We start from the raw sequence: 23,492 nt of genomic DNA on the forward strand, positions 1-23,492 counted from the left end.
AAGGGATAAGCGCTGAAAGCATCTAAGCGTGAAGCCCCCCTCAAGATGAGATTTCCCATCGCGTCAAGCGAGTAAGATCCCTTGAAGATGACAAGGTAGATAGGTCCGAGGTGGAAGCGTGGCGACACGTGCAGCTGACGGATACTAATCGATCGAGGACTTAACTAAACACACAAGAAAAGCGTAGGCGACTGTTCAGCCACGAAGAACGCGAAAGGCCTGCGAGGAGGCTGTTGCCGCCACAGCAGGACTGAAGCGGTTCGAGGGGCTAGGAGCCGAAGCTAGACAACAAGAAAAGCGAAGAACGGTCCTTGGCGAAGCCAAGGAAACGTCCGACGGAGCCAAAAGCTTTTGACGAAGACGTGCGTGCACGTCGAACGGAAAAAGCGAAGGCGTAGGAGGATGTTAGTTCGAAGCTAGACAATATGAAAAGCGTAGGCGACTGTTTAGTCCTGTTATCTAGTTTTGAAGGAATAACCCTTCATTACATTGCTCGGTGACGATGGCGGAGAGGTCACACCCGTTCCCATCCCGAACACGGAAGTTAAGCTCTCCAGCGCCGATGGTAGTTGGCGGGACACCGCCTGCGAGAGTAGGACGTTGCCGGGCAAAGAAAAGACCAAGACGAAAATTGTCTTGGTCTTTTTGTTTTATTGAGTAAATGCAATGGGTAAAATATATGAGAAGAAAAGAAGGGATTCTTGCATTTTTGCAGAATTCCGTATATATTAAAATTAAAGTCAAATATAGTCAAAGTCAACTGACAGAGGAGGGATTATGTGAGGAATATCTCTGATGTCATTGAGCAATATTTAAAGCAAGTGTTAAATATGAGCGGAAAAGATATCGTCGAGATTAAACGAAGTGAAATTGCGGATAAATTTCAGTGTGTTCCTTCGCAAATTAACTATGTCATTAATACGCGTTTTACGTTAGAGAGAGGATATATTGTTGAAAGTAAGCGGGGCGGTGGTGGTTATATTCGTATTATGAAAGTGAAAGCCCAAAATGCCTCTCAGCTCATTGACCATTTATTGTCCATCGTTCGGGATCGAATTAGTCAAACGAATGGAGAACATATTATTCAACGATTGTTAGATGAAAAGGTAATTTCACAGCGGGAAGCGAATATGATGTTAAGCATTATTGATCGCGCAGTTTTGTCTATTGACCTTCCTGATCGTGATGAACTGCGTGCACGCATATTAAAAGCAATGCTGACATCGCTAAAGTATATGTAAAGAGGGTGAATACTTTGATATGTCAAGAATGCAATCAACGGCCAGCGACGCTTCATTTTACTAAGATTGTGAATGGGGAAAAAACAGAAATTCATCTTTGTGAACAATGTGCGCATGAAAAAGGTGAAATGTTTATGTTCCCTCATCAAGGCGCTTTTTCCATTAACAATTTAATTGCAGGATTATTAAATATGGATGCATCACTAAAAGAACCAAAAGCGCCCTCTTTTCATAATGAGCATATATTACAATGCGAGCATTGCAAAATGACATATGCCCAATTTGTAAAAGTTGGTCGCTTTGGCTGTGCGAGCTGTTATGAGACGTTTCGTACCTATTTGCCCCCTATTTTCCGTAAACTGCATGGCGGGCATGTAGCCCATGAAGGGAAAATTCCGAAGCGGGTCGGTGGGACATTATATGTTCGTAAACAAATCGGACAGTTAAAACAAATGTTACAGGAGCTTATTGCTAAAGAACAGTTCGAAAAAGCCGCTGAAGTGCGTGATCAAATTCGGGAGCTTGAGACAAAATTAAACGCAGAAGGGGGCGCTTGATATATGAATGAATATGTATTTTTCCAACGCGCTCTCAGCCCATGGATGAACGAAGAAGGTCCAGACTCTGACATTGTATTAAGTAGTCGTATTCGTCTAGCGAGAAACATGAAACAATACTCGTTCCCGACCGTATTTACAAATGAAGAAGCGATGCAAATCATTCAGTCATTTGAACAGTTATTTTCACAAAGACGTCTCGGTCATATCGGTCCCTTTTTCTTATTAAAAATGAATGAATTACAATCGATTGAAAAGCGTGTGTTAGTCGAAAAACATTTGATTAGTCCTCATTTAGCTGAAGATTGTACATTTGGTGCATGTTTATTATCGGAACAAGAAGAAGCAAGTATTATGATCAATGAGGAAGATCATATTCGCATTCAATGTTTGTTTGCAGGTTTTCAATTAAAAGAAGCGTTAAAAATGGCTAACGCCTTAGACGACTGGATTGAACAACATGTCGACTATGCTTTTGATGAAAAATACGGATATTTAACTAGTTGCCCAACAAATGTCGGGACGGGATTGCGTGCATCTGTTATGATGCATTTACCAGGACTTGTATTAACGCAACAAATTAATCAAGTAATTCCAGCTATTAATCAGCTTGGTTTAGTTGTTCGTGGCACGTATGGAGAAGGCAGCGAAGCATTAGGGAATATTTTTCAAATATCAAACCAAATTACATTAGGAAAAAGTGAAGAAGATATTGTCGAAGATTTAACAGGAGTTGTTCGTCAATTAATTGAACAAGAGCGAATGGCGCGTGAGGCATTAGTCAAAACTTCTAACATACAATTAGAAGATAGGGTATATCGTTCTTACGGTGTTTTAACGAATAGTCGAATCATCGGTTCAAAAGAAGCGGCACAATGTTTATCTGATGTACGATTAGGTATTGATTTAGGGTATATTACGAACGTGCCAAAAACGATTTTAACGGAGCTAATGATTTTGACCCAGCCCGGTTTCTTACAAAAATATGCAGGTGGTGCGTTGCGTCCGCAAGAGCGAGATGTTCGCCGTGCATCACTCATTCGTGAACGATTATACCAATGGAAGTAAATTAAAGGAGGTTGATGAGAATGATGTTCGGACGTTTTACAGAGCGAGCACAAAAAGTGTTAGCACTAGCACAAGAAGAAGCGGTTCGTTTGGGACATAACAATATTGGAACAGAGCATATTTTACTCGGCTTAATTCGCGAAGGGGAAGGAATTGCAGCAAAAGCGCTTATGGCGCTTGGCTTAGGACCGGATAAAATTCAAAAAGAAGTAGAATCACTCATTGGACGTGGAAACGAAGTAGGACAAACGATTCACTATACGCCTCGCGCAAAAAAAGTGATTGAATTGTCAATGGATGAAGCTAGAAAGCTTGGACATTCGTACGTTGGAACAGAGCATATTTTACTTGGACTTATTCGTGAAGGAGAAGGTGTTGCTGCACGTGTTTTAAATAATTTAGGGGTAAGCCTAAATAAAGCTCGTCAGCAAGTGCTTCAATTATTAGGAAGCAATGAATCGGCCTCAGGACATCATGGGGGAACAACGCATGCGAACACCCCGACATTAGACAGTTTAGCACGTGATTTAACAGCCATTGCACGTGAAGGCGGTTTAGACCCTGTGATTGGAAGAAGTAAAGAAATTCAACGTGTCATTGAAGTGTTAAGTCGCCGAACGAAAAATAATCCTGTTTTAATTGGAGAGCCAGGTGTAGGGAAAACGGCCATTGCCGAGGGACTAGCTCAACAAATTGTCAATAACGAAGTGCCAGAGACGCTTCGCGATAAGCGTGTCATGACGCTTGATATGGGAACAGTCGTTGCAGGAACAAAATATCGCGGGGAATTTGAGGATCGGTTGAAAAAAGTGATGGATGAAATTCGCCAGGCTGGCAACATCATTTTGTTTATTGACGAATTGCATACGCTCATTGGAGCTGGTGGTGCAGAAGGGGCTATTGATGCGTCAAATATTTTAAAACCTTCTCTTGCTCGCGGAGAATTACAATGCATCGGGGCAACAACATTAGATGAATACCGAAAATATATTGAAAAAGACGCAGCGTTAGAAAGACGTTTCCAACCAATTCACGTTGGGGAACCAACGGTTGAGGAATCTATTCAAATTTTAAAAGGTTTGCGAGATCGTTACGAAGCTCACCATCGCGTTTCTATTTCAGATGAGGCGATTGAACAGGCAGTAAAGCTTTCAGATCGCTATATTTCGGATCGATTTTTACCAGATAAAGCAATTGATTTAATTGACGAAGCTTGCTCGAAAGTACGTTTACGTTCGTTTACGACTCCACCAAATTTAAAAGAGCTTGAACAAAAACTTGAGGAAATTCGCAAAGAAAAAGATGCAGCTGTGCAAAGTCAAGAGTTTGAAAAAGCAGCATCATTACGAGATGCAGAACAAAAATTGCGCGAACAACTTGAAGAAACAAAGCGAGCATGGAAAGAGAAACAAGGTCAAGAAAACTCTGAAGTGACTGTAGAAGATATTGCGGCTGTTGTATCAAGTTGGACGGGAATTCCGGTATCTAAATTAGCTCAGACAGAAACAGAACGATTATTAAAGTTAGAGGAGATTTTACATTCTCGTGTCATCGGGCAAGAAGAGGCGGTAAAGGCTGTTGCTAAAGCGGTTCGTCGTGCTCGTGCAGGATTAAAAGATCCAAAGCGTCCAATTGGCTCGTTTATTTTCCTTGGACCGACGGGTGTAGGAAAAACAGAGTTAGCGCGAGCGCTTGCTGAAGCGATGTTTGGCGATGAAGATGCGATGATTCGTATCGATATGTCTGAATATATGGAGAAACATTCGACATCACGTCTTGTCGGTTCACCTCCAGGGTACGTCGGCTATGAAGAAGGTGGACAACTAACGGAAAAAGTTCGTCGCAAACCGTATTCTGTCATCTTATTAGATGAGATTGAAAAAGCGCATCCAGATGTATTTAACATTTTATTACAAGTGCTAGAAGATGGACGTTTAACGGATTCGAAAGGACGCACAGTTGATTTCCGCAATACGATTATTATTATGACATCAAACGTTGGTGCTGACGCTTTAAAAAGAAATAAATATGTCGGCTTTAATGTGCAAGACGAAAGCCAACAATATAAAGATATGAAAGGGAAAGTGATGGACGAGTTGAAAAAGGCGTTCCGTCCGGAGTTTTTAAACCGAATTGATGAAATTATTGTTTTCCATTCACTTGAAAAGAAACATTTGAAGGAAATTGTTTCATTAATGGTTGAGCAATTGAAAAAACGCCTACAAGAACAACAAATCGATTTAGAATTAACGGATGCCGCAATTGAAAAATTAGCAGAAGAAGGTTACGATTTAGAGTACGGAGCGCGTCCATTGCGTCGAGCGATTCAAAAACATATTGAAGACCGTCTATCTGAAGAACTGTTAAAAGGAACGATCGGCAGCGGACAAAAAGTTGTTATGGACGTAAAAGATGGTCAGTTTGTTGTGTTAACAACGGAGACAGTAAAATAACGAAAACAAGGTATGCGTGTAAGCATACCTTGTTTTTCATAATGAAAGGAATGGAGTAATGGTTAAGCGGAAAACGAAATTCGTTTGTCAACATTGTGGATATGAAACAGCGAAGTGGATGGGAAAATGTCCAGGTTGTCATTCATGGAATGCAATGATCGAAGAAACGGAAATAGTAAAACCACATAACCGTGCGCTATTTGTGCATACAGAAGGGGTAGCAACCAAACCTGTATCAATTACGACGGTAGAAACAACACAAGAACCGAGAATCGACACGAAGTTTACAGAGTTTAATCGCGTGCTCGGGGGCGGAATTGTTCGAGGTTCCCTCGTTTTAATCGGCGGAGATCCTGGTATTGGGAAATCAACATTATTGTTGCAAATTTGTGCTCAACTCGCAAACGACGGTCATCCTGTACTATATATTTCCGGGGAAGAATCAGTAAAACAAACGAAGTTGCGCGCTGAGCGGTTACATGTAACTGCTGAACATTTATATGTTTTGTCTGAAACAAATTTAGAGCATATTATTCAAACGGTTGATGAAATGAAGCCATCGTTCGTTGTCATCGACTCGATTCAAACGATATATCGTTCAGAAATTACATCTGCACCAGGAAGTGTTTCACAAGTTCGTGAATGTACAGCAGAGTTGATGCGAGTAGCCAAAACGAAAGGGATTGCGGTTTTTATTGTTGGGCATGTTACGAAGGAAGGGGCGCTTGCTGGACCACGCATTTTAGAACATATGGTTGACACCGTATTATATTTTGAAGGAGAGCGTCATCATACGTATCGCATTTTACGGGCGGTGAAAAATCGATTTGGTTCTACAAATGAAATCGGTATTTTCGAAATGAAAGAAGCAGGGCTAGCTGAAGTAAAAAACCCATCAGAAATTTTTTTAGAAGAGCGTTCTAAAGGAGCTGCTGGATCCACGGTTGTTGCTTCGATGGAAGGAACGAGACCGGTGTTAGTGGAAATTCAAGCATTAGTATCGCCGACTAGCTTTGGAACGCCACGTCGAATGGCAACAGGAATAGATCATAATCGCGTTTCTTTACTAATGGCCGTGCTTGAAAAAAGGGTTGGTTTGCTCCTCCAAAACCAAGATGCTTACTTAAAAGTAGCTGGTGGCATAAAGTTAGATGAACCTGCGATTGACTTAGCCATTGCTGTAAGTATTGCTTCGAGTTTTCGTGATCAACCAACAAATCATACGGATGTCGTTATTGGGGAAGTCGGATTGACAGGTGAAGTACGTCGCGTGTCTCGCATTGAACAGCGTGTGCAAGAAGCTGCGAAGCTCGGCTTTCAACGCATCATTATTCCGAAAAGCAACATCGGTGGCTGGAACATTCCAAAAGATGTTGAAGTTATTGGGGTGGGCAATGTAGAAGAAGCGCTATATTATGCATTAGGGGAAGGGAAAAATCGCCCAATATTTTAACAAAACCATTAAAAAATCATTAAAAATCATGTTCAGATTGGTTTCAAACATTGGAAACTGTTTATAATGTAATAGAGGAGGTGAAAAAACGTGTTAAAACGAATTGTGCAAGCATCTTTTTTAATTACTGGGGGCATGTTAGGAATCATTTTCTTTCCTACTTTGTTGAAGCTGTTGCACTTAGGCGATTTTCCTTATGTCGATAGCCCGTATGTAGCGGCCCCAGTTGGTGCGATCATCGTATTCCTTCTCACGTTTTGGTTAGTCGATCATGTGGTTGGACTTATTCATTGGATGGAAGAAACGTTAGTCAAAGCACCTGTAACCGATTTGTTATTTGGGAGTCTCGGTTTAATTTTCGGATTGATTGTAGCCTTTTTAGTCGTTATTCCATTAAACTCTATTCAAATTCCGCTTGTTAATACGATCTTGCCCATTTTCCTTACGCTATTGTTAGGGTATTTAGGATTTCAAGTCGGATTTAAAAAACGCGATGAGTTAATGGGCTTATTTTCTTTGCCAAATCGAAGTGGCAAGAAAAAAGGTGGTGAGGAAGAGGATAAAAAAGGAAAATCGCTAAAAATTTTGGATACGAGTGTCATTATTGACGGTCGTATTGCGGATATTTGTCAAACGGGCTTTTTGGAAGGGACGATTGTCATTCCGCGCTTTGTTCTAGAAGAATTGCAACATATTGCTGATTCTTCGGACGCGTTAAAAAGAAATCGCGGACGAAGAGGGTTAGATATTTTAAACCGTATTCAAAAAGAGTTAGCTATTAACGTTGAAATATACGAAGGCGACTTTGAAGGAATTCAAGAAGTCGACAGCAAGCTTGTAAAATTGGCGCAACTGACATCAGGAGTTGTTGTGACAAATGACTTCAACTTAAATAAAGTATGTGAATTACAAAATGTTCCTGTTCTAAATATTAACGATTTAGCGAACGCGGTAAAACCGATTGTTCTTCCGGGGGAAGAGTTAAATGTTCACGTGATTAAAGATGGGAAAGAACAAAATCAAGGTGTTGCTTATTTAGATGACGGAACGATGATCGTTGTAGAAGATGGGAAGGACTATATCGGAAAACGAGTTGATGTGCTTGTGACGAGCGTGTTACAAACGTCAGCTGGAAGAATGATTTTTGCTAAACTAAAGCTACTTGAAAAAGCATTATAAGCTGTTAGGAGTTAGGAAAATGAATTATCATGTCGTTATACCGGCAGCTGGTCAAGGAAAACGAATGAATGCAGGAATGAATAAACAATTTATCGAGCTTGAAGGAGTACCTGTTATTATCCATACGTTACGTGTATTTGAACGAGATGATTTTTGTCAAGGCATTGTGTTAGTCATTAATGATCAAGAACGTGAGCAGTTTGTTCATATCCTTCATCGTTTTGAAATAAAAAAAGTGAAAGCCCTTGTTTCAGGAGGGGAAGAAAGACAACAAAGCGTCTATAATGGATTAAAAGCGGTGAATGACGGTCATATTGTGCTCATTCATGATGGTGCTCGTCCGTTTATAACGATAAATAAAATTCACGAACTCGTTCGAGTGACAAAAGAAACGGGAGCAGCTGTGTTAGCTGTTCCTGTCAAAGATACGATGAAACAGGTGATCGATGGCCAAGTTGAAACAACGGTCGATCGATCGAGCTTGTGGGCTGTACAAACGCCACAAGCTTTTTCCATGCCATTAATTATTGATGCTCATGAACGAGCGAAAAAAGAACAGTTTATCGGAACAGATGATGCGAGTCTCGTTGAGCGGATCGGTCATCGCGTCGTTGTTGTAGAAGGCGAATATACAAACATTAAACTTACAACACAAGAAGATTTATTATTTGCGGAAGCTATTTTACGTGTGAGAGGGGATCGATGATGTATCGAATTGGACAAGGATTTGATGTCCATCAGTTTGCTGAAGGGCGTCCGCTTATTATTGGTGGGGTAACGATTCCGTATGAAAAAGGATTGCTCGGACATTCGGATGCAGACGTATTGTTGCATGCGATTGCTGATGCTTGTTTAGGGGCTATTGGTCAAGGGGATATCGGTAAGCATTTTCCCGACACAGATGAAGCATACAAAGATGCCGATTCAGCACTTCTTTTGCAACATGTATGGAGCATTGTGCGCCAACATGGATACAAACTTGTTAATGTGGACTGTACAATTATTGCCCAAAAACCGAAGATGGCACCGTATATTGCAAATATGCAGGAGCGAATTGCTGAGTTGTTAGAAGGGGACGTTTCACAAGTAAACGTGAAGGCAACGACAACAGAAAAGCTTGGTTTTACAGGAAGAGAAGAAGGAATAGCTGCCCAGGCCGTCGTTTTACTACAAAAGAATAATGAATGATGGATTTTGTAGGCGGTTTACGGTACAATGAGGTACAGAAATTAGGTAGATGGAGGTCATGACATGTCACAGGAAGTAAGGGTGCGCTACGCACCGAGTCCGACTGGTCATTTACATATTGGTGGTGCGCGCACAGCGTTATTTAACTATTTGTTTGCTCGTCATCATCAAGGAAAATTTATCGTTCGCATTGAAGATACAGATATTGAGCGAAATGTAGAAGGTGGCGAGCAATCACAACTTGAAAACTTGAAATGGCTCGGTATTGAGTATGATGAATCTGTAGATAAAGATGGTGGATACGGTCCTTATCGTCAAACGGAGCGTCTGCACATATATCGCCAATATACAAACGAATTGTTAGAAAAAGGACATGCATACAAATGTTTTTGTACACCTGAGGAGTTAGAACAAGAGCGTGAGGCGCAAAAAGCGGCAGGTATTGCTGCCCCACAATATAGTGGCAAATGCCGTCACTTAACGCCAGAACAAATTCAGCAGCTAGAAGCGGAAGGTAAGCCATACACGATCCGTCTAAAAGTGCCGGAAGGGAAAGTGTACGAATTTGAAGATATGGTGCGCGGCCGTGTTTCTTTTGAATCAAAAGATATCGGAGATTGGGTCATCGTGAAAGCAAATGGTATCCCAACGTATAACTTCGCTGTCGTCATTGATGACCATTTAATGAAAATTACACATGTATTCCGTGGTGAAGAGCATTTATCAAACACGCCAAAACAGTTGATGGTGTATGAATATTTCGGTTGGGAGCCACCAAAATATGCGCATTTGACGCTAATCGTAAATGAAAATCGTAAAAAATTGTCCAAACGTGATGAATCGATTATTCAATTCGTTTCGCAGTATAAAGAGCTTGGTTATTTGCCAGAAGCGATGTTCAACTTCTTTGCGTTATTAGGTTGGTCACCAGAAGGAGAAGAGGAGATTTTCACAAAAGAAGAGCTTATCCGTATGTTCGATGTTTCTCGCTTATCAAAATCTCCATCGATGTTTGATAAGCAAAAGTTGACGTGGATGAACAACCAATATATTAAAAAGCTCGATTTAGATCGTCTCGTTGAATTGTCACTCCCTCATTTAATTCAGGCTGGGCGCTTGCCAGAACAAATGACAAATGAGCAAAAGCAGTGGGCTCGTGATTTAATTGCGTTATACCAAGAGCAAATGAGCTATGGTGCTGAAATTGTAGAGCTATCAGAGCTTTTCTTTAAAAAAGATATTGAATATGATGAAGAAGCGAAAGCAGTTTTAGCCGGTGAACAAGTGCCACATGTATTAAAAGCATTTTACGAACAAATCGAACAGCTTGCGACGTTTAATAGTGAGCAAGTTAAAGCTGCGATTAAAGCGGTACAAAAAGAGACAGGACAAAAAGGGAAAAACTTGTTTATGCCGATTCGTGTGGCTGTAACAGGACAAACGCACGGTCCAGAACTTCCAGAGGCTATTCGTTTGCTCGGAAAAGAAACGGTAATGTCTCGATTAGCGAAATTGATCGGTTAACATTTCTTTGTCTATATAATAAAATAGGTGTAAGTCATATCGGTGAAAGCGTTGATGAGGAGAAGTAAAAAGAATCAGCATGTCAGAGAGAACCACCTTGGCTGGAAGTGGTTTATGCTTGATTCTTTTGAAATGCACCTCGGAGCCTCCTTTCGAACCAGAGACGTTCTGCAGTAGAATGGAGCGGATTCCCTTCCGTTATAAGGGCAAGAGTGAGCCTTTTGGCTAAACAGAGTGGAACCGCGCAATGAAGCGTCTCTGTGTCATCGTACACAGAGACGTTTTTTATTTAGAAGATAACAAAGGGGGGAAAAACATGCTTAAAACATTAAAAGAAGACATTGAAGTGATTTTCGAACAAGATCCCGCAGCAAGAAGTTATTTAGAAGTCATTTTAACGTATTCTGGGCTACATGCGATTTGGGCACATCGCATTGCCCATGCGCTGTATAAGCGAAAATTTTACTTTTTAGCTCGTCTTATTTCACAAATTAGCCGCTTTTTTACCGGCATTGAAATCCACCCGGGTGCAAAAATTGGCCGCCGCTTTTTCATCGATCACGGCATGGGAGTCGTCATCGGTGAAACGTGCGAGATTGGTGATAACGTAACGGTGTATCAAGGTGTCACACTCGGTGGAACCGGTAAGGAAAAAGGAAAACGTCATCCGACGATTAAAGATAACTGCTTAATTGCAACCGGTGCGAAAGTGCTTGGTTCCATTACTATTGGAGAGAATAGCAAAATTGGGGCAGGTTCGGTTGTGTTGAAAGACGTACCACCAAACTCGACAGTTGTTGGCATTCCAGGGCGTGTCGTTGTACAAAATGGAGTGCGTGTCAATAAAGATTTAAACCATTGTGATTTACCGGATCCAATTGCAGATCGTTTTAAAGAGTTAGAAGCAGAAATCGAGCAACTAAAAGCACAAGTACAAGAACTAAAGAAAGGAAGGGTGAACCATGAGCATTCAAGTGTATAATACGTTAACGCGAAAAAAGGAGCCGTTTATCCCGATTGAACCAAATAAAGTAAAAATGTATGTATGCGGCCCGACGGTATATAACTATATTCATATTGGCAACGCTCGTCCGGCTATTGTATTTGATACCATTCGACGCTACTTACAATTTCGTGGGTATGAAGTTCAATACGTCTCCAATTTTACCGATGTAGACGATAAACTTATTCGAGCAGCAAGAGAACTAGAAGAGGACGTGCCGACTATTGCAGAGCGGTTTATTGAGGCGTATTTTGAAGATATTACAGCGCTTGGTTGCAAAAAGGCAGATGTTCATCCACGTGTGACAGAAAACATTGATACGATCATTGAATTTATTGAACAGCTCATCGAAAAAGGATATGCGTACGAAGTTGATGGTGACGTATATTATCGCACACGTCGCTTCTCTGATTACGGGAAGCTATCGCATCAATCGATTGACGAATTAAAATCAGGCGCCCGTATTGAAGTGGGGGAGAAAAAAGAAGATCCTCTTGATTTTGCGTTATGGAAAGCGGCAAAAGAAGGGGAAATTTACTGGGATAGTCCATGGGGGAAAGGTCGCCCAGGATGGCATATTGAATGTTCAGCCATGGCACGTAAATATTTAGGAGATACGATTGACATTCATGCCGGTGGGCAAGATTTAACGTTCCCGCACCATGAGAATGAAATTGCTCAATCGGAAGCGTTAACAGGGAAAGTTTTTGCGAAATATTGGTTGCATAATGGCTACATTAATATCGATAATGAAAAAATGTCAAAGTCGCTTGGAAACTTTATTTTAGTGCATGACATTATTAAGCAAGTTGATCCGCAAGTGTTGCGTTTCTTTATGCTTTCGGTTCATTACCGTCATCCAATTAACTATAGCCAGCCGTTGCTTGACAGTGCAAAAAGTGGGCTAGAACGTTTAAAGACAGCGTATGCGAATTTAAAACATCGTTTAGAAAGCAGTACAAATTTAACGACAAACGATGAACAATGGCTGACGAAAATTGAAGATTTAAAAAACGAATTCATTCGCGAAATGGACGATGATTTTAATACAGCAAACGGGATCGCCGTTTTGTTTGAACTAGCCAAACAAGCGAACATATATTTGATGGAGAAACATACATCTCAAGCGGTTATTCAAAAGTTTTTACAACAATTTGAACAGCTTTTTGAGGTGCTTGGTCTTTCTTTAAAACAAGATGAATTGCTTGATGAAGAAATTGAAGCGCTCATTCAACAGCGAATTGAAGCAAGAAAAAATCGCGATTTTGCATTAGCTGACCGCATTCGTGATGAACTAAAGGCGAAAAACATCATTTTAGAAGATACACCACAAGGAACGAGATGGAGAAGAGGATAAAACAATGTTGCACTTGTTTCCTAAAATTAAAGATTTTCAACAGTTAAACGGTTTAACGTTAGCTTACATTGGTGACGCCGTATACGAGTTATTCGTACGGCATCACCTCCTCGCTTTAGGAAAAGTAAAGCCAAACGATTTACACAACTTAGCAAAAACGTATGTTTGCGCTAAAGCTCAAGCGAAAGTGTTGCAATCGTTATTAAATCATCATCAACTATCTGATCAAGAAATTTCCATTGTCCGACGTGGACGTAACGCAAAATCTGGGAGCACTCCGAAAAATACAGACGTACAAACGTATCGTCAAAGTACAGGGTTTGAAGCGTTAATTGGCTACCATTTTTTAAATGGGAATGCAGAGAGGCTCCATCAATTAATGCAATGGGTGTTTGATGTACAACACAATGATGAGGAAAGGGGGACGTAACGCATGGATCTCATTATCGGTAAAAACCCGGTATTGGAAGCATTAAAATCCGGACGCGAGATGAATAAAATATGGATTGCTGAAGGTTCGCAACGCGGTCAAATGCAGCCGATTATCCAGCTTGCTAAAGAGATGGGAATTACAGTACAATACGTTCCTAAAAAAAAGATGGACCAGTTAAGCGAAGGAAATCATCAAGGGGTCATTGCGCAAGTTGCCGCCTATCGATACTACGATATAGATGATTTGTTTAAAAAAGCGAAACAACGTGGAGAGGCACCATTTTTTATCATTTTAGACGAACTCGAAGATCCGCACAATTTAGGATCCATTATGCGAACGGCTGATGCAGTAGGTGCTCATGGCATTATTATTCCGAAGCGCCGTTCGGTCGGTTTGACCGCAACAGTCGCAAAAGCGTCAACGGGTGCGATTGAACATGTCCCTGTTGCGCGCGTCACGAATTTAGCGAGAACGGTAGATGAGTTGAAAGAGCGAGGGGTTTGGATTTTCGGAACGGATGCAAAAGGAAATGAAGATTATCGCCAACTAGATGGGGTCATTCCGTTAGCGTTAGTCATTGGTAGTGAAGGAAAGGGAATGAGCCGTTTATTACGGGAGAAGTGCGATGTGCTCGTTCGCTTGCCGATGGTTGGACATGTTACATCGCTAAATGCTTCCGTTGCGGCTAGCTTGTTAATGTATGAGGTGTATCGAAAACGTCATCCATTAGGTGAGTAAGATGGATATTTTAATCGTTGATGGCTACAACATCATCGGTGCTTGGCCGGAATTGCGAGAGCTACGTGATGCAGATTTAGCTTTGGCGCGCGATCGACTTGTCGAGAGAATGGCGGAGTATCAAGCATTTACCGGCTGTAAAGTGATTATTGTTTTTGACGCACACCTCGTACAAGGAACAACAAAAAAATATGTCGATCATCAAGTAGAAGTCATTTTCACAAAAGAAAATGAAACCGCAGATGAACATATTGAGAAATTGGCGAAGTCGCTTCAAAAAGTTCGGACGAAAGTATATGTGGCTACATCAGATTATACAGAACAATGGGCGATTTTTGGTCAAGGGGCGTTGCGCAAATCAGCACGAGAGCTACTCATTGAGGTGGATGCGGTGCAGCGAAATATTTCAAGCAACGTGAAGCATATTCAACAAAAAAAGCCGATATCAAAAATTCCCCTGACAGATGAAGTCGCAAAAATTTTCGAAAAATGGCGAAGAGGGGAAAAATGAACGATTGACCCTGTAAAAAAATGTACTGTATAATACTTTTATCCATGTGCAGGGCGGGGGGGATCGGCGTGAGCGCAAATGCAAATGAAAAACAACAAAGCCGTTATGAACAACTAGAAGATGAAACGATTGTGGAACTTGTGCATCAAGGTGATAGTGAGGCGCTTGATTATTTAATTCATAAGTATAAAAATTTTGTCCGAGCGAAAGCACGTTCATATTTTTTAGTCGGTGCAGATCGCGAAGATATTGTGCAAGAGGGAATGATTGGATTATATAAAGCGATCCGAGATTTTAAAGAAGATAAGCAGTCATCGTTCAAAGCGTTTGCCGAGCTGTGCATCACGAGACAAATGATTACAGCGATAAAAATGGCTACGCGTCAAAAACATATTCCACTTAATTGCTATGTTTCATTGGACAAGCCGATTTACGAAGATGATTCTGCCCGTACATTAATGGACGTTCTTTCGGGAACGAAAATAACAAATCCTGAAGAGTTAATCATTAATCGCGAGGAGTTCGACCATATTGAAGAAAAAATGACTGAACTGCTTAGCGATTTAGAACGGAAAGTGCTCCTTCTTTATTTAGAGGGCCGATCATATCAAGAAATTTCCGAAGAGCTCAATCGCCATGTGAAATCGATTGACAACGCATTGCAACGCGTAAAACGTAAACTCGAAAAGTATGTAGAAATTCAAGGAATTCGTTTATAATATTGACATAAAAAAATATTGTGTGATACAGTTTTTAAGACGTAGTATATCGGAGGAAAGCGTATGCGCAAAAAAGTAATTTTAGCGTGCACCCAATGTTTAAACAGAAATTATTCAACGATGAAAAATGTAGCGCAACATCATGAACGACTCGAAATAAAGAAGTTTTGTAAAACATGCAATACGCATACGATTCACCGTGAAACGAAGTAGTTGATGATCCCGAGACGTTGGAGGGTTTTATATGCAACGAGTAACGAAATTTTTCCGCGAAGTTGTTCGCGAAATGAAAAAAGTCAGCTGGCCGAAACGAAAAGAACTAGTGAATTATACGATTACTGTTTTAGCGACGGTGGCATTTTTCACTGTATTTTTTGCGGTTGTTGATTTAGGAATTTCAGAGTTAGTTCGTTTTATACTTGAATAGCACTAGTATATCCATGGTATAATGAAAGATAACAAACAGAAATAAAGCCCGGTAACGGGTTTTTATTTTGCCTAAAAAGATTTGTTTAGGGAGGGAAGGACGGTATCGTCCCATATAATGGAAAAGAATTGGTATGTTATTCATACGTATTCAGGTTATGAGAATAAAGTAAAAACGAACTTAGAAAAGCGCGTTGAATCGATGGGTATGCAGGATAAAATTTTTCGTGTCGTCGTGCCTGAAGAAGAAGAAACAGACACAAAGGGTGGCAAAAAGAAAGTTGTCAAAAAGAAAGTATTCCCGGGCTATGTGCTTGTAGAAATGATTATGACGGACGATTCTTGGTACGTTGTCCGCAATACGCCAGGGGTAACAGGATTCGTTGGTTCAGCTGGTGCTGGATCAAAACCGACCCCGCTTCTCGAAGAAGAAGTTTCGGCAATTTTAAAACGAATGGGTGTCGATTTAATTGAATTGGATTTTGATTTTGAATTAAATGAAGCGGTTCGCATTAAAGAAGGTCCGTTTGCAAATTTTGTTGGAACGATTCAAGAAATTGAGATGGATAAGCAAAAAGTAACCGTGCTCGTTGATATGTTCGGACGTGAAACACCGGTAGAACTTGACTTTTCGCAAATCGAAAAAATATAATAGTAAACAACTTGCAAATAGGAAAGAAAAGTGATAATATTTTAAGGTCAGTATGTCTCAATCATTGAGACGAATGCGATGATTGTTTTCATATATGGAGTGGGAGGGAACATCCCCTAATACCACATCACGGACTTAAGGAGGTGTGTCTCGTGGCTAAAAAAGTAATTAAAGTTGTCAAATTGCAAATTCCTGCAGGGAAAGCGAATCCAGCACCACCAGTCGGTCCAGCATTAGGTCAAGCTGGTGTTAACATCATGGGATTCTGTAAAGAATTCAACGCTCGTACAGCTGATCAAGCAGGTTTAATTATTCCTGTTGAAATTACGGTATATGAAGACCGTTCATTTACATTTATTACGAAAACTCCACCTGCTGCTGTATTACTAAAGAAAGCGGCTGGTATTGAGTCTGGTTCTGGCGAGCCAAACCGTAATAAAGTGGCAACAGTAAAGCGCGACAAAGTTCGCGAGATTGCTGAAACAAAAATGCCAGACTTAAACGCGGCGAGCATTGAAGCAGCTATGCGCATGATCGAAGGAACAGCGCGCAGCATGGGTATCGTCATCGAAGACTAATCTGGCTGGAGAAGGTTGCGGAAGCGAACTATATAGTTTTCGCAACCTTTATTCGTGGGAGGTCTTTCCGTTAAAACCACAAAAGGAGGAAATAAAACATGCCGAAAAGAGGAAAACGCTACTTAGAGGCAGCGAAATTAATTGATCGCTCAAAAGCATATAATGTGCAAGAAGCAATCGAATTAGTGAAGAAGACAAATGTTGCGAAATTTGACGCAACGGTAGAAGTTGCTTTCCGTTTAGGAGTCGATCCGAAGAAAGCGGATCAACAAATCCGTGGTGCAGTTGTATTGCCGCACGGTACAGGTAAAGTTCGCCGTGTGCTAGTGCTTGCGAAAGGTGAAAAAGCGAAAGAAGCTGAAGCAGCTGGTGCAGATTATGTAGGCGATACAGATTACATCAACAAAATTCAACAAGGTTGGTTTGAGTTTGATGTCATCGTCGCAACTCCTGATATGATGGGTGAAGTTGGTAAAATCGGTCGTATTTTAGGACCAAAAGGATTAATGCCAAACCCTAAAACAGGAACAGTTACATTTGATGTGGCGAAAGCAGTCAATGAAATTAAAGCTGGTAAAGTGGAATATCGCGTTGACAAAGCTGGAAACATCCATGTACCAATCGGTAAAGTATCGTTTGATACAGAAAAATTAGTAGAAAACTTCACAACAATTTACGAAACAATCTTGAAAGTGAAGCCAGCAGCGGCGAAGGGCACATACGTGAAAAACGTAACAGTTGCTTCCACAATGGGTCCTGGTGTGAAGGTGGATCCTTCTACTGTTGCTGTTGCGCGCTAATATAGATCTTGACTTTTTAGAAACGCTTTAGTACAATATTCATTGTTTGAAAAGCGAATATCATTTGTACCGTAGACAGTAGGTGCCTCAAGCAGGCTTAATTTCCTACCGAGGTGTTGAAACTGATAAATAAGTGCATACGTGCACTTTCAGGGGCCTCCATGTCTACGTTGACATGGAGGTTTTTCATTGGACGGTATAAGTGGTGTTGAAACTCAACTTCTACAGGAGGTGTTGACATGAGCAGCGTACTTGAACAAAAGCAGCAGTTAGTAGCGGAGATTGCTGAAAAGCTTCGTGCGAGCAAATCAACGATCATCGTTGATTACCGTGGCTTAAATGTCGCGCAAGTTACAGAACTTCGTAAGCAACTTCGCGAAGCAGGGATTGAGTTCAAAGTGTACAAAAACACATTAACTCGCCGTGCTGTTGCTGAGTTAGGTTTAGAAGGTTTAGATGAAACGTTAACAGGTCCGAATGCGATCGCATTCAGCAATGATGATGTCGTTGCTCCTGCGAAAATTTTAAACGAATTCGCGAAAAAGAACGATGCGTTAAAAATTAAAGCAGGTATCATCGAAGGTAACGTAGCGACATTTGAAGAAGTTAAGGCGCTTGCAGAGCTTCCATCTCGCGAAGGCTTGCTCTCTATGTTGCTTAGCGTTCTTCAAGCACCAATCCGCAACTTTGCTCTTGTTACAAAAGCAGTTGCTGAGAAAAAAGAAGAACAAGGTGCTTAATTTCCAAATCGCCTAAAATTAAAACATTAAGGAGGAAGATCGATCATGACTAAAGAACAAATCATTGAAGCGGTTAAAAATATGACTGTTTTAGAATTAAACGACTTAGTAAAAGCAATTGAAGAAGAGTTTGGTGTAACTGCTGCTGCTCCTGTAGTAGTTGCTGGCGGTGCTGCTGCTGGTGCTGCTGCTGAAGAAAAAACTGAATTCGACGTTATCCTTGCAGATGGCGGCGCACAAAAAATCAAAGTTATCAAAGTTGTGCGTGAGCTTACTGGTCTTGGCTTAAAAGAAGCAAAAGACTTAGTAGACAACACTCCAAAGCCAGTTAAAGAAGGCGTTTCTAAAGAAGAAGCTGAAGAAATTAAAGCGAAACTTGAAGAAGCTGGCGCGAAAGTTGAAATTAAATAATGATGTAAAGAGGCTCGCTCGTAGTAGCGAGCTTCTTTGTGTTTTTATGTTCGTTCGTTTACAATGAAGGAAAGAGGGGTGAGTGTGATGGTTGATCATTACTATGCGGAGCGACCAAATGTAGAGAGCAAACCGTTTCAATGGACGTATATGTTACGAGGTCATCAGTTTTTGTTTACAGTCGATCAAGGTGTATTTTCAAAAAAAGAAGTGGACTTCGGTTCGCGATTGCTAATTGAAACATTTGTTGAACCGAATGTGCAAGGAAATATTCTCGATGTAGGTTGTGGATATGGACCGATCGGTTTGGCGCTAGCGAAAGATTTCCCGCATCGAACTGTGCATATGATCGATGTAAATGAGCGAGCAATCGAACTAGCGAAGAAAAACAAACAGCAAAACGGTATTGAAAATGCGCGAATTTACATAAGTGATTTATTTCAGCGAGTAGAAGGAATGTTTGCTGCAATTGTGACAAACCCACCGATTCGTGCCGGAAAAGCAGTCGTCCATTCGATTTTTGAACGAAGTGCAAACTACTTGCTCTCTGGCGGACAGTTATGGGTTGTCATTCAAAAGAAGCAAGGGGCTCCATCTGCATTAGAAAAGTTAAAAACGATTTTTGATGAAGTTGATGTTGTGGAAAAGAAAAAAGGTTACTTTATTATTCGAGCACAAAAAGCTTGACGCTCAATTTTGTGTATGATACCATTATAAAATGCTAAATGTGTATTTTTTTTAGTTTACGTATGCTGTGTATGTATGTATAATTTTAGTTTTAAAGGAAAAACTTATAAAATATATAATAGGTCAAACATGTGGTTTTCTTATAAGAAACCATTTCTTTTTTGTCTGATGACAAGTTATTAATGTTTGATTTGAGGGGTGAATCAGTTGACAGGTCAACTAGTTCAATACGGACGACACCGCCAACGAAGAAGTTATGCGCGCATTAGTGAAGTGTTGGAGTTACCGAACTTAATCGAAATTCAAACTTCTTCTTACCAGTGGTTTCTCGACGAAGGATTGCGTGAAATGTTTCAAGACATTTCACCGATCGAAGATTTTACAGGAAATTTGTCACTAGAATTTATTGATTACAGCTTAGGAGAGCCCAAGTACTCTGTAGAAGAGTCAAAAGAACGCGATGTTACATATGCAGCACCACTTCGGGTGAAAGTACGCTTAATCAATAAAGAAACAGGTGAAGTAAAAGAACAAGATGTATTTATGGGAGACTTCCCATTAATGACAGAAACGGGCACATTCATTATTAATGGTGCTGAACGTGTTATCGTTTCTCAGCTTGTTCGTTCACCGAGCGTGTATTACAGCGGAAAAGTAGATAAAAACGGAAAACGTGGCTTTACGGCTACTGTTATTCCGAACCGCGGTGCATGGCTTGAATACGAAACAGATGCAAAAGACGTTGTTTACGTTCGCATTGATCGTACGCGTAAGTTGCCTGTAACCGTGTTATTACGAGCGTTAGGTTTTGGCTCGGACCAAGAGATTGTCGATTTACTTGGTGATAATGAGTATATTCGTAATACGTTAGAAAAAGACAATACAGAAAGTACAGAAAAAGCGTTGCTTGAAATTTATGAACGGTTACGTCCAGGGGAGCCGCCTACCGTTGAAAACGCAAAAAGCTTGCTCATCTCTCGTTTCTTTGATCCAAAACGATATGATTTAGCAAGTGTTGGTCGTTATAAAATTAACAAAAAGCTCCATATTAAAAACCGTTTATTTGGTCAACGTTTAGCGGAGACGCTCGTTCATCCGGAAACGGGTGAAGTGATTGCTGAGAAAGGAACGGTTCTTGATCGGAGAACGCTCGACCGCATTTTACCTGAGCTTGAAAAGGGGATTGGTATGCGTAAATACCAGCCGCTTGGGGGCGTTGTCGAAGATGAATTTGCTTTGCAAGCGATCAAAATTTATGCTCCAAACGACCCAGATGGCGAAAAAGTCATCACGGTCATTAGTAATGGATATATTCCAGAAACGGTAAAACATATTACACCTGCAGATATTATTGCATCTATTAGCTACTTCTTTAACTTATTGCATGGAGTCGGTGATACAGACGATATCGACCATTTAGGAAATCGTCGACTTCGTTCTGTTGGCGAGTTGCTGCAAAATCAATTCAGAATCGGACTTTCGCGCATGGAGCGCGTCGTTCGTGAACGGATGTCCATTCAAGATACAAACACAATTACACCACAGCAACTCATTAATATTCGTCCAGTAATTGCGGCTATTAAAGAATTTTTCGGAAGCTCGCAGTTATCGCAATTTATGGATCAAACAAACCCACTTGCAGAATTGACACATAAACGTCGTCTTTCTGCCCTTGGTCCAGGTGGTTTAACGCGTGAACGCGCAGGTTTTGAAGTGCGTGACGTTCACTACTCACACTATGGACGCATGTGTCCAATTGAAACGCCAGAAGGTCCGAACATCGGATTAATTAACTCGCTTTCCACATATGCAAAAGTCAATAAGTTTGGTTTTATTGAAACTCCTTATCGTCGAGTCGATCCTGAGACGGGGAAAGTAACAAATCAAATTGACTATTTAACGGCGGATGAAGAAGATAATTACGTTGTTGCTCAAGCGAACGTTCCGATTGCGGAAGATGGAACATTTTTAGAAGAAAACGTTGTTGCTCGCTTCCGTGGTGAAAACATCGTTGTTAAGCGAGATCGTGTCGACTATGTAGACGTTTCTCCAAAACAAGTTGTGTCGGTGGCGACAGCGTGCATTCCGTTCTTAGAAAACGATGACTCGAACCGTGCGCTTATGGGTGCGAACATGCAACGTCAAGCTGTTCCACTTATGCAGCCAGAGGCACCGATCGTCGGTACAGGAATGGAATATGTCGCAGCGAAAGATTCCGGAGCAGCAGTTATTTGTAAGCATCGCGGAATTGTTGAGCGAGTTGAAGCGAAAGAAATTTGGGTACGCCGTTTAATCGAAGTCGATGGGAAAGAAGTCAAAGGTGACTTAGATAAATATCGTCTGTTGAAGTTTGTTCGTTCAAACCAAGGAACGTGCTACAATCAACGCCCGATCGTTAAGGCAGGAGATATCGTTGAGAAGGGTGAAATTTTAGCCGACGGTCCATCGATGGAAAAAGGTGAGTTAGCGCTTGGTCGCAATGTGCTTGTTGCGTTTATGACGTGGGATGGATACAACTACGAAGATGCGATTATTATGAGCGAGCGTCTCGTTAAAGACGATGTATATACGTCGATTCATATTGAGGAATACGAATCTGAAGCGCGCGATACGAAGCTCGGTCCAGAGGAAATTACGCGTGATATTCCGAACGTCGGTGAAGATGCGCTTCGCAATCTAGATGAGCGTGGGATTGTGCGCATCGGTGCAGAAGTAAAAGATGGCGACTTGCTCGTTGGAAAAGTAACACCAAAAGGGGTTACGGAATTAACAGCTGAAGAACGATTACTTCATGCGATTTTCGGTGAGAAGGCACGTGAAGTTCGAGATACGTCTTTACGCGTACCGCACGGTGGAGGCGGAATCGTTCTTGATGTCAAAGTGTTTACTCGCGAAGATGGCGATGAGTTGCCACCGGGCGTGAATCAGCTTGTTCGTGTGTATATTGTACAAAAACGGAAAAATTCTGAAGGTGACAAAATGGCAGGTCGCCACGGAAATAAAGGTGTTATTTCGCGCATTTTACCTGAGGAAGACATGCCGTTTTTACCAGATGGTACACCGGTTGATATCATGTTGAACCCGCTAGGCGTACCTTCGCGTATGAATATCGGGCAAGTGCTCGAGTTGCATCTCGGAATGGCGGCGAGAAAGCTAGGTCTTCATGTCGCTTCACCTGTATTTGACGGTGCTCGTGAAGAAGATGTATGGGCAACGTTAGAAGAGGCAGGAATGGCGCGCGATGCGAAAACAGTTTTATATGACGGACGCACAGGAGAGCCGTTTGATAATCGTGTTTCTGTCGGTATTATGTATATGATTAAGCTCGCGCACATGGTTGACGATAAGTTACATGCTCGCTCGACAGGTCCATATTCACTTGTTACGCAACAACCGCTCGGCGGAAAAGCGCAGTTTGGTGGTCAGCGTTTCGGTGAGATGGAAGTATGGGCGCTTGAAGCATACGGTGCAGCTTACACGTTGCAAGAAATTTTAACTGTCAAATCAGACGACGTCGTTGGTCGTGTGAAAACGTACGAAGCGATCGTGAAAGGCGAAAACGTTCCAGAACCAGGCGTTCCTGAATCTTTCAAAGTATTAATTAAAGAGCTACAAAGCTTAGGTATGGACGTAACAGTGTTATCAAGCGATGAAAAAGAAATTAGCATGGAAAACTTCGGGGAAGATGATGACGTTCAACCAGTTGACATCATCCCACCTACAGATGAGTCAGCCAAAGAAGATGAAGGCGTTGTTGTAAAAGAGTAGCGTTTA

24 protein-coding genes, 2 rRNA genes and 2 other annotated features are annotated in these 23,492 nt (G+C 41.3%); all 26 genes read left to right on the forward strand.

Translation table 11 applies throughout. The features are described 5' to 3' along the window. Positions 1–168: ribosomal RNA gene (locus LH47_RS03830) — 23S ribosomal RNA — on the forward strand; the annotation flags it as partial. Between the two features lie 324 nt (positions 169–492). Continuing rightward, a 5S ribosomal RNA gene (gene rrf, locus LH47_RS03835) occupies positions 493–609 on the forward strand. Positions 610–779: 170 nt separating this feature from the next. Further along, the gene (locus tag LH47_RS03840) at positions 780–1,241 is read left to right on the forward strand and encodes a CtsR family transcriptional regulator (RefSeq protein WP_021095355.1); all 462 of its coding nucleotides are present in this window, start codon (positions 780–782) and stop codon (positions 1,239–1,241) included. Positions 1,242–1,255: 14 nt separating this feature from the next. Next, entirely contained in the window at positions 1,256–1,798 is a 543-nt protein-coding gene (locus LH47_RS03845; RefSeq protein WP_043964864.1) for a UvrB/UvrC motif-containing protein, read from the forward strand. A gap of 3 nt (positions 1,799–1,801) precedes the next feature. Further along, on the forward strand, positions 1,802–2,866 hold the full coding sequence (locus LH47_RS03850) for a protein arginine kinase (RefSeq protein ID WP_043964866.1): 1,065 nt from the start codon (positions 1,802–1,804) through the stop codon (positions 2,864–2,866). A 20-nt stretch (positions 2,867–2,886) separates the two neighbouring features. Beyond that, positions 2,887–5,319: an ATP-dependent protease ATP-binding subunit ClpC gene (gene clpC / locus LH47_RS03855; protein WP_009361435.1), complete on the forward strand. Its 2,433-nt coding sequence runs from the start codon at positions 2,887–2,889 to the stop codon at positions 5,317–5,319. Positions 5,320–5,377: 58 nt separating this feature from the next. Next, complete coding sequence (gene radA, locus LH47_RS03860; RefSeq protein ID WP_043964868.1) at positions 5,378–6,772, forward strand: DNA repair protein RadA; 1,395 nt, start codon at positions 5,378–5,380, stop codon at positions 6,770–6,772. A 90-nt stretch (positions 6,773–6,862) separates the two neighbouring features. Beyond that, positions 6,863–7,951: a PIN/TRAM domain-containing protein gene (locus tag LH47_RS03865; protein ID WP_043964870.1), complete on the forward strand. Its 1,089-nt coding sequence runs from the start codon at positions 6,863–6,865 to the stop codon at positions 7,949–7,951. 19 nt (positions 7,952–7,970) lie between these two features. After that, positions 7,971–8,657, forward strand: a complete 687-nt coding sequence (gene ispD / locus LH47_RS03870; RefSeq protein WP_043964872.1) for a 2-C-methyl-D-erythritol 4-phosphate cytidylyltransferase — start codon at positions 7,971–7,973, stop codon at positions 8,655–8,657. Continuing rightward, entirely contained in the window at positions 8,657–9,139 is a 483-nt protein-coding gene (gene ispF, locus LH47_RS03875) for a 2-C-methyl-D-erythritol 2,4-cyclodiphosphate synthase (protein WP_003397627.1), read from the forward strand. The genes ispD and ispF overlap by 1 nt, the downstream gene beginning before the upstream one ends. 63 nt (positions 9,140–9,202) lie before the next feature. After that, the gene (gene gltX / locus LH47_RS03880; RefSeq protein ID WP_043964874.1) at positions 9,203–10,663 is read left to right on the forward strand and encodes a glutamate--tRNA ligase; all 1,461 of its coding nucleotides are present in this window, start codon (positions 9,203–9,205) and stop codon (positions 10,661–10,663) included. Positions 10,664–10,705: 42 nt separating this feature from the next. Beyond that, positions 10,706–10,926, forward strand: a binding site (T-box leader). A gap of 53 nt (positions 10,927–10,979) precedes the next feature. Beyond that, positions 10,980–11,645 carry a serine O-acetyltransferase gene (cysE, locus tag LH47_RS03885; RefSeq protein WP_043964876.1) on the forward strand — a complete coding sequence of 222 codons (666 nt, stop codon included), beginning with the start codon at positions 10,980–10,982 and terminating at the stop codon, positions 11,643–11,645. Beyond that, a complete protein-coding gene (gene cysS, locus LH47_RS03890; RefSeq protein WP_043964880.1) occupies positions 11,626–13,023 on the forward strand; it encodes a cysteine--tRNA ligase in 1,398 nt (465 codons plus the stop codon). The genes cysE and cysS overlap by 20 nt, the downstream gene beginning before the upstream one ends. 4 nt (positions 13,024–13,027) lie before the next feature. Continuing rightward, complete coding sequence (locus tag LH47_RS03895; protein ID WP_043964882.1) at positions 13,028–13,453, forward strand: Mini-ribonuclease 3; 426 nt, start codon at positions 13,028–13,030, stop codon at positions 13,451–13,453. 3 nt (positions 13,454–13,456) lie between these two features. After that, positions 13,457–14,194 carry a 23S rRNA (guanosine(2251)-2'-O)-methyltransferase RlmB gene (rlmB, locus tag LH47_RS03900; protein ID WP_043964884.1) on the forward strand — a complete coding sequence of 246 codons (738 nt, stop codon included), beginning with the start codon at positions 13,457–13,459 and terminating at the stop codon, positions 14,192–14,194. 1 nt (position 14,195) lies between these two features. Beyond that, positions 14,196–14,705: an NYN domain-containing protein gene (locus LH47_RS03905; protein WP_043964886.1), complete on the forward strand. Its 510-nt coding sequence runs from the start codon at positions 14,196–14,198 to the stop codon at positions 14,703–14,705. 44 nt (positions 14,706–14,749) lie between these two features. Then, entirely contained in the window at positions 14,750–15,424 is a 675-nt protein-coding gene (gene sigH, locus LH47_RS03910; RefSeq protein WP_043964888.1) for an RNA polymerase sporulation sigma factor SigH, read from the forward strand. Positions 15,425–15,487: 63 nt separating this feature from the next. Then, the gene (gene rpmG / locus LH47_RS03915) at positions 15,488–15,637 is read left to right on the forward strand and encodes a 50S ribosomal protein L33 (RefSeq protein WP_043964890.1); all 150 of its coding nucleotides are present in this window, start codon (positions 15,488–15,490) and stop codon (positions 15,635–15,637) included. Positions 15,638–15,668: 31 nt separating this feature from the next. Continuing rightward, positions 15,669–15,851, forward strand: a complete 183-nt coding sequence (secE, locus tag LH47_RS03920) for a preprotein translocase subunit SecE (protein ID WP_006322671.1) — start codon at positions 15,669–15,671, stop codon at positions 15,849–15,851. 117 nt (positions 15,852–15,968) lie between these two features. Then, positions 15,969–16,502, forward strand: a complete 534-nt coding sequence (gene nusG / locus LH47_RS03925) for a transcription termination/antitermination protein NusG (protein WP_006322670.1) — start codon at positions 15,969–15,971, stop codon at positions 16,500–16,502. Between the two features lie 152 nt (positions 16,503–16,654). After that, positions 16,655–17,080, forward strand: coding sequence for a 50S ribosomal protein L11 (gene rplK, locus LH47_RS03930; protein WP_003397643.1), 426 nt, complete (start codon positions 16,655–16,657; stop codon positions 17,078–17,080). Between the two features lie 98 nt (positions 17,081–17,178). Continuing rightward, complete coding sequence (rplA, locus tag LH47_RS03935; RefSeq protein ID WP_009361482.1) at positions 17,179–17,880, forward strand: 50S ribosomal protein L1; 702 nt, start codon at positions 17,179–17,181, stop codon at positions 17,878–17,880. 51 nt (positions 17,881–17,931) lie between these two features. Next, positions 17,932–18,077, forward strand: a sequence feature (ribosomal protein L10 leader region). Between the two features lie 42 nt (positions 18,078–18,119). Beyond that, complete coding sequence (rplJ, locus tag LH47_RS03940; RefSeq protein WP_009361483.1) at positions 18,120–18,620, forward strand: 50S ribosomal protein L10; 501 nt, start codon at positions 18,120–18,122, stop codon at positions 18,618–18,620. Positions 18,621–18,665: 45 nt separating this feature from the next. Then, positions 18,666–19,031 (forward strand): 50S ribosomal protein L7/L12, encoded by a 366-nt coding sequence (gene rplL, locus LH47_RS03945; RefSeq protein ID WP_003397647.1) that lies wholly within the window; start codon positions 18,666–18,668, stop codon positions 19,029–19,031. 87 nt (positions 19,032–19,118) lie between these two features. Continuing rightward, positions 19,119–19,718, forward strand: coding sequence for a class I SAM-dependent methyltransferase (locus LH47_RS03950; RefSeq protein ID WP_043964896.1), 600 nt, complete (start codon positions 19,119–19,121; stop codon positions 19,716–19,718). A gap of 207 nt (positions 19,719–19,925) precedes the next feature. Continuing rightward, on the forward strand, positions 19,926–23,486 hold the full coding sequence (gene rpoB / locus LH47_RS03955; protein ID WP_043964898.1) for a DNA-directed RNA polymerase subunit beta: 3,561 nt from the start codon (positions 19,926–19,928) through the stop codon (positions 23,484–23,486). Positions 23,487–23,492 lie beyond the last annotated feature (6 nt).

The organism is Anoxybacillus thermarum, assembly GCF_000836725.1.
Classification (GTDB): Bacteria; Bacillota; Bacilli; order Bacillales; family Anoxybacillaceae; genus Anoxybacillus; species Anoxybacillus thermarum.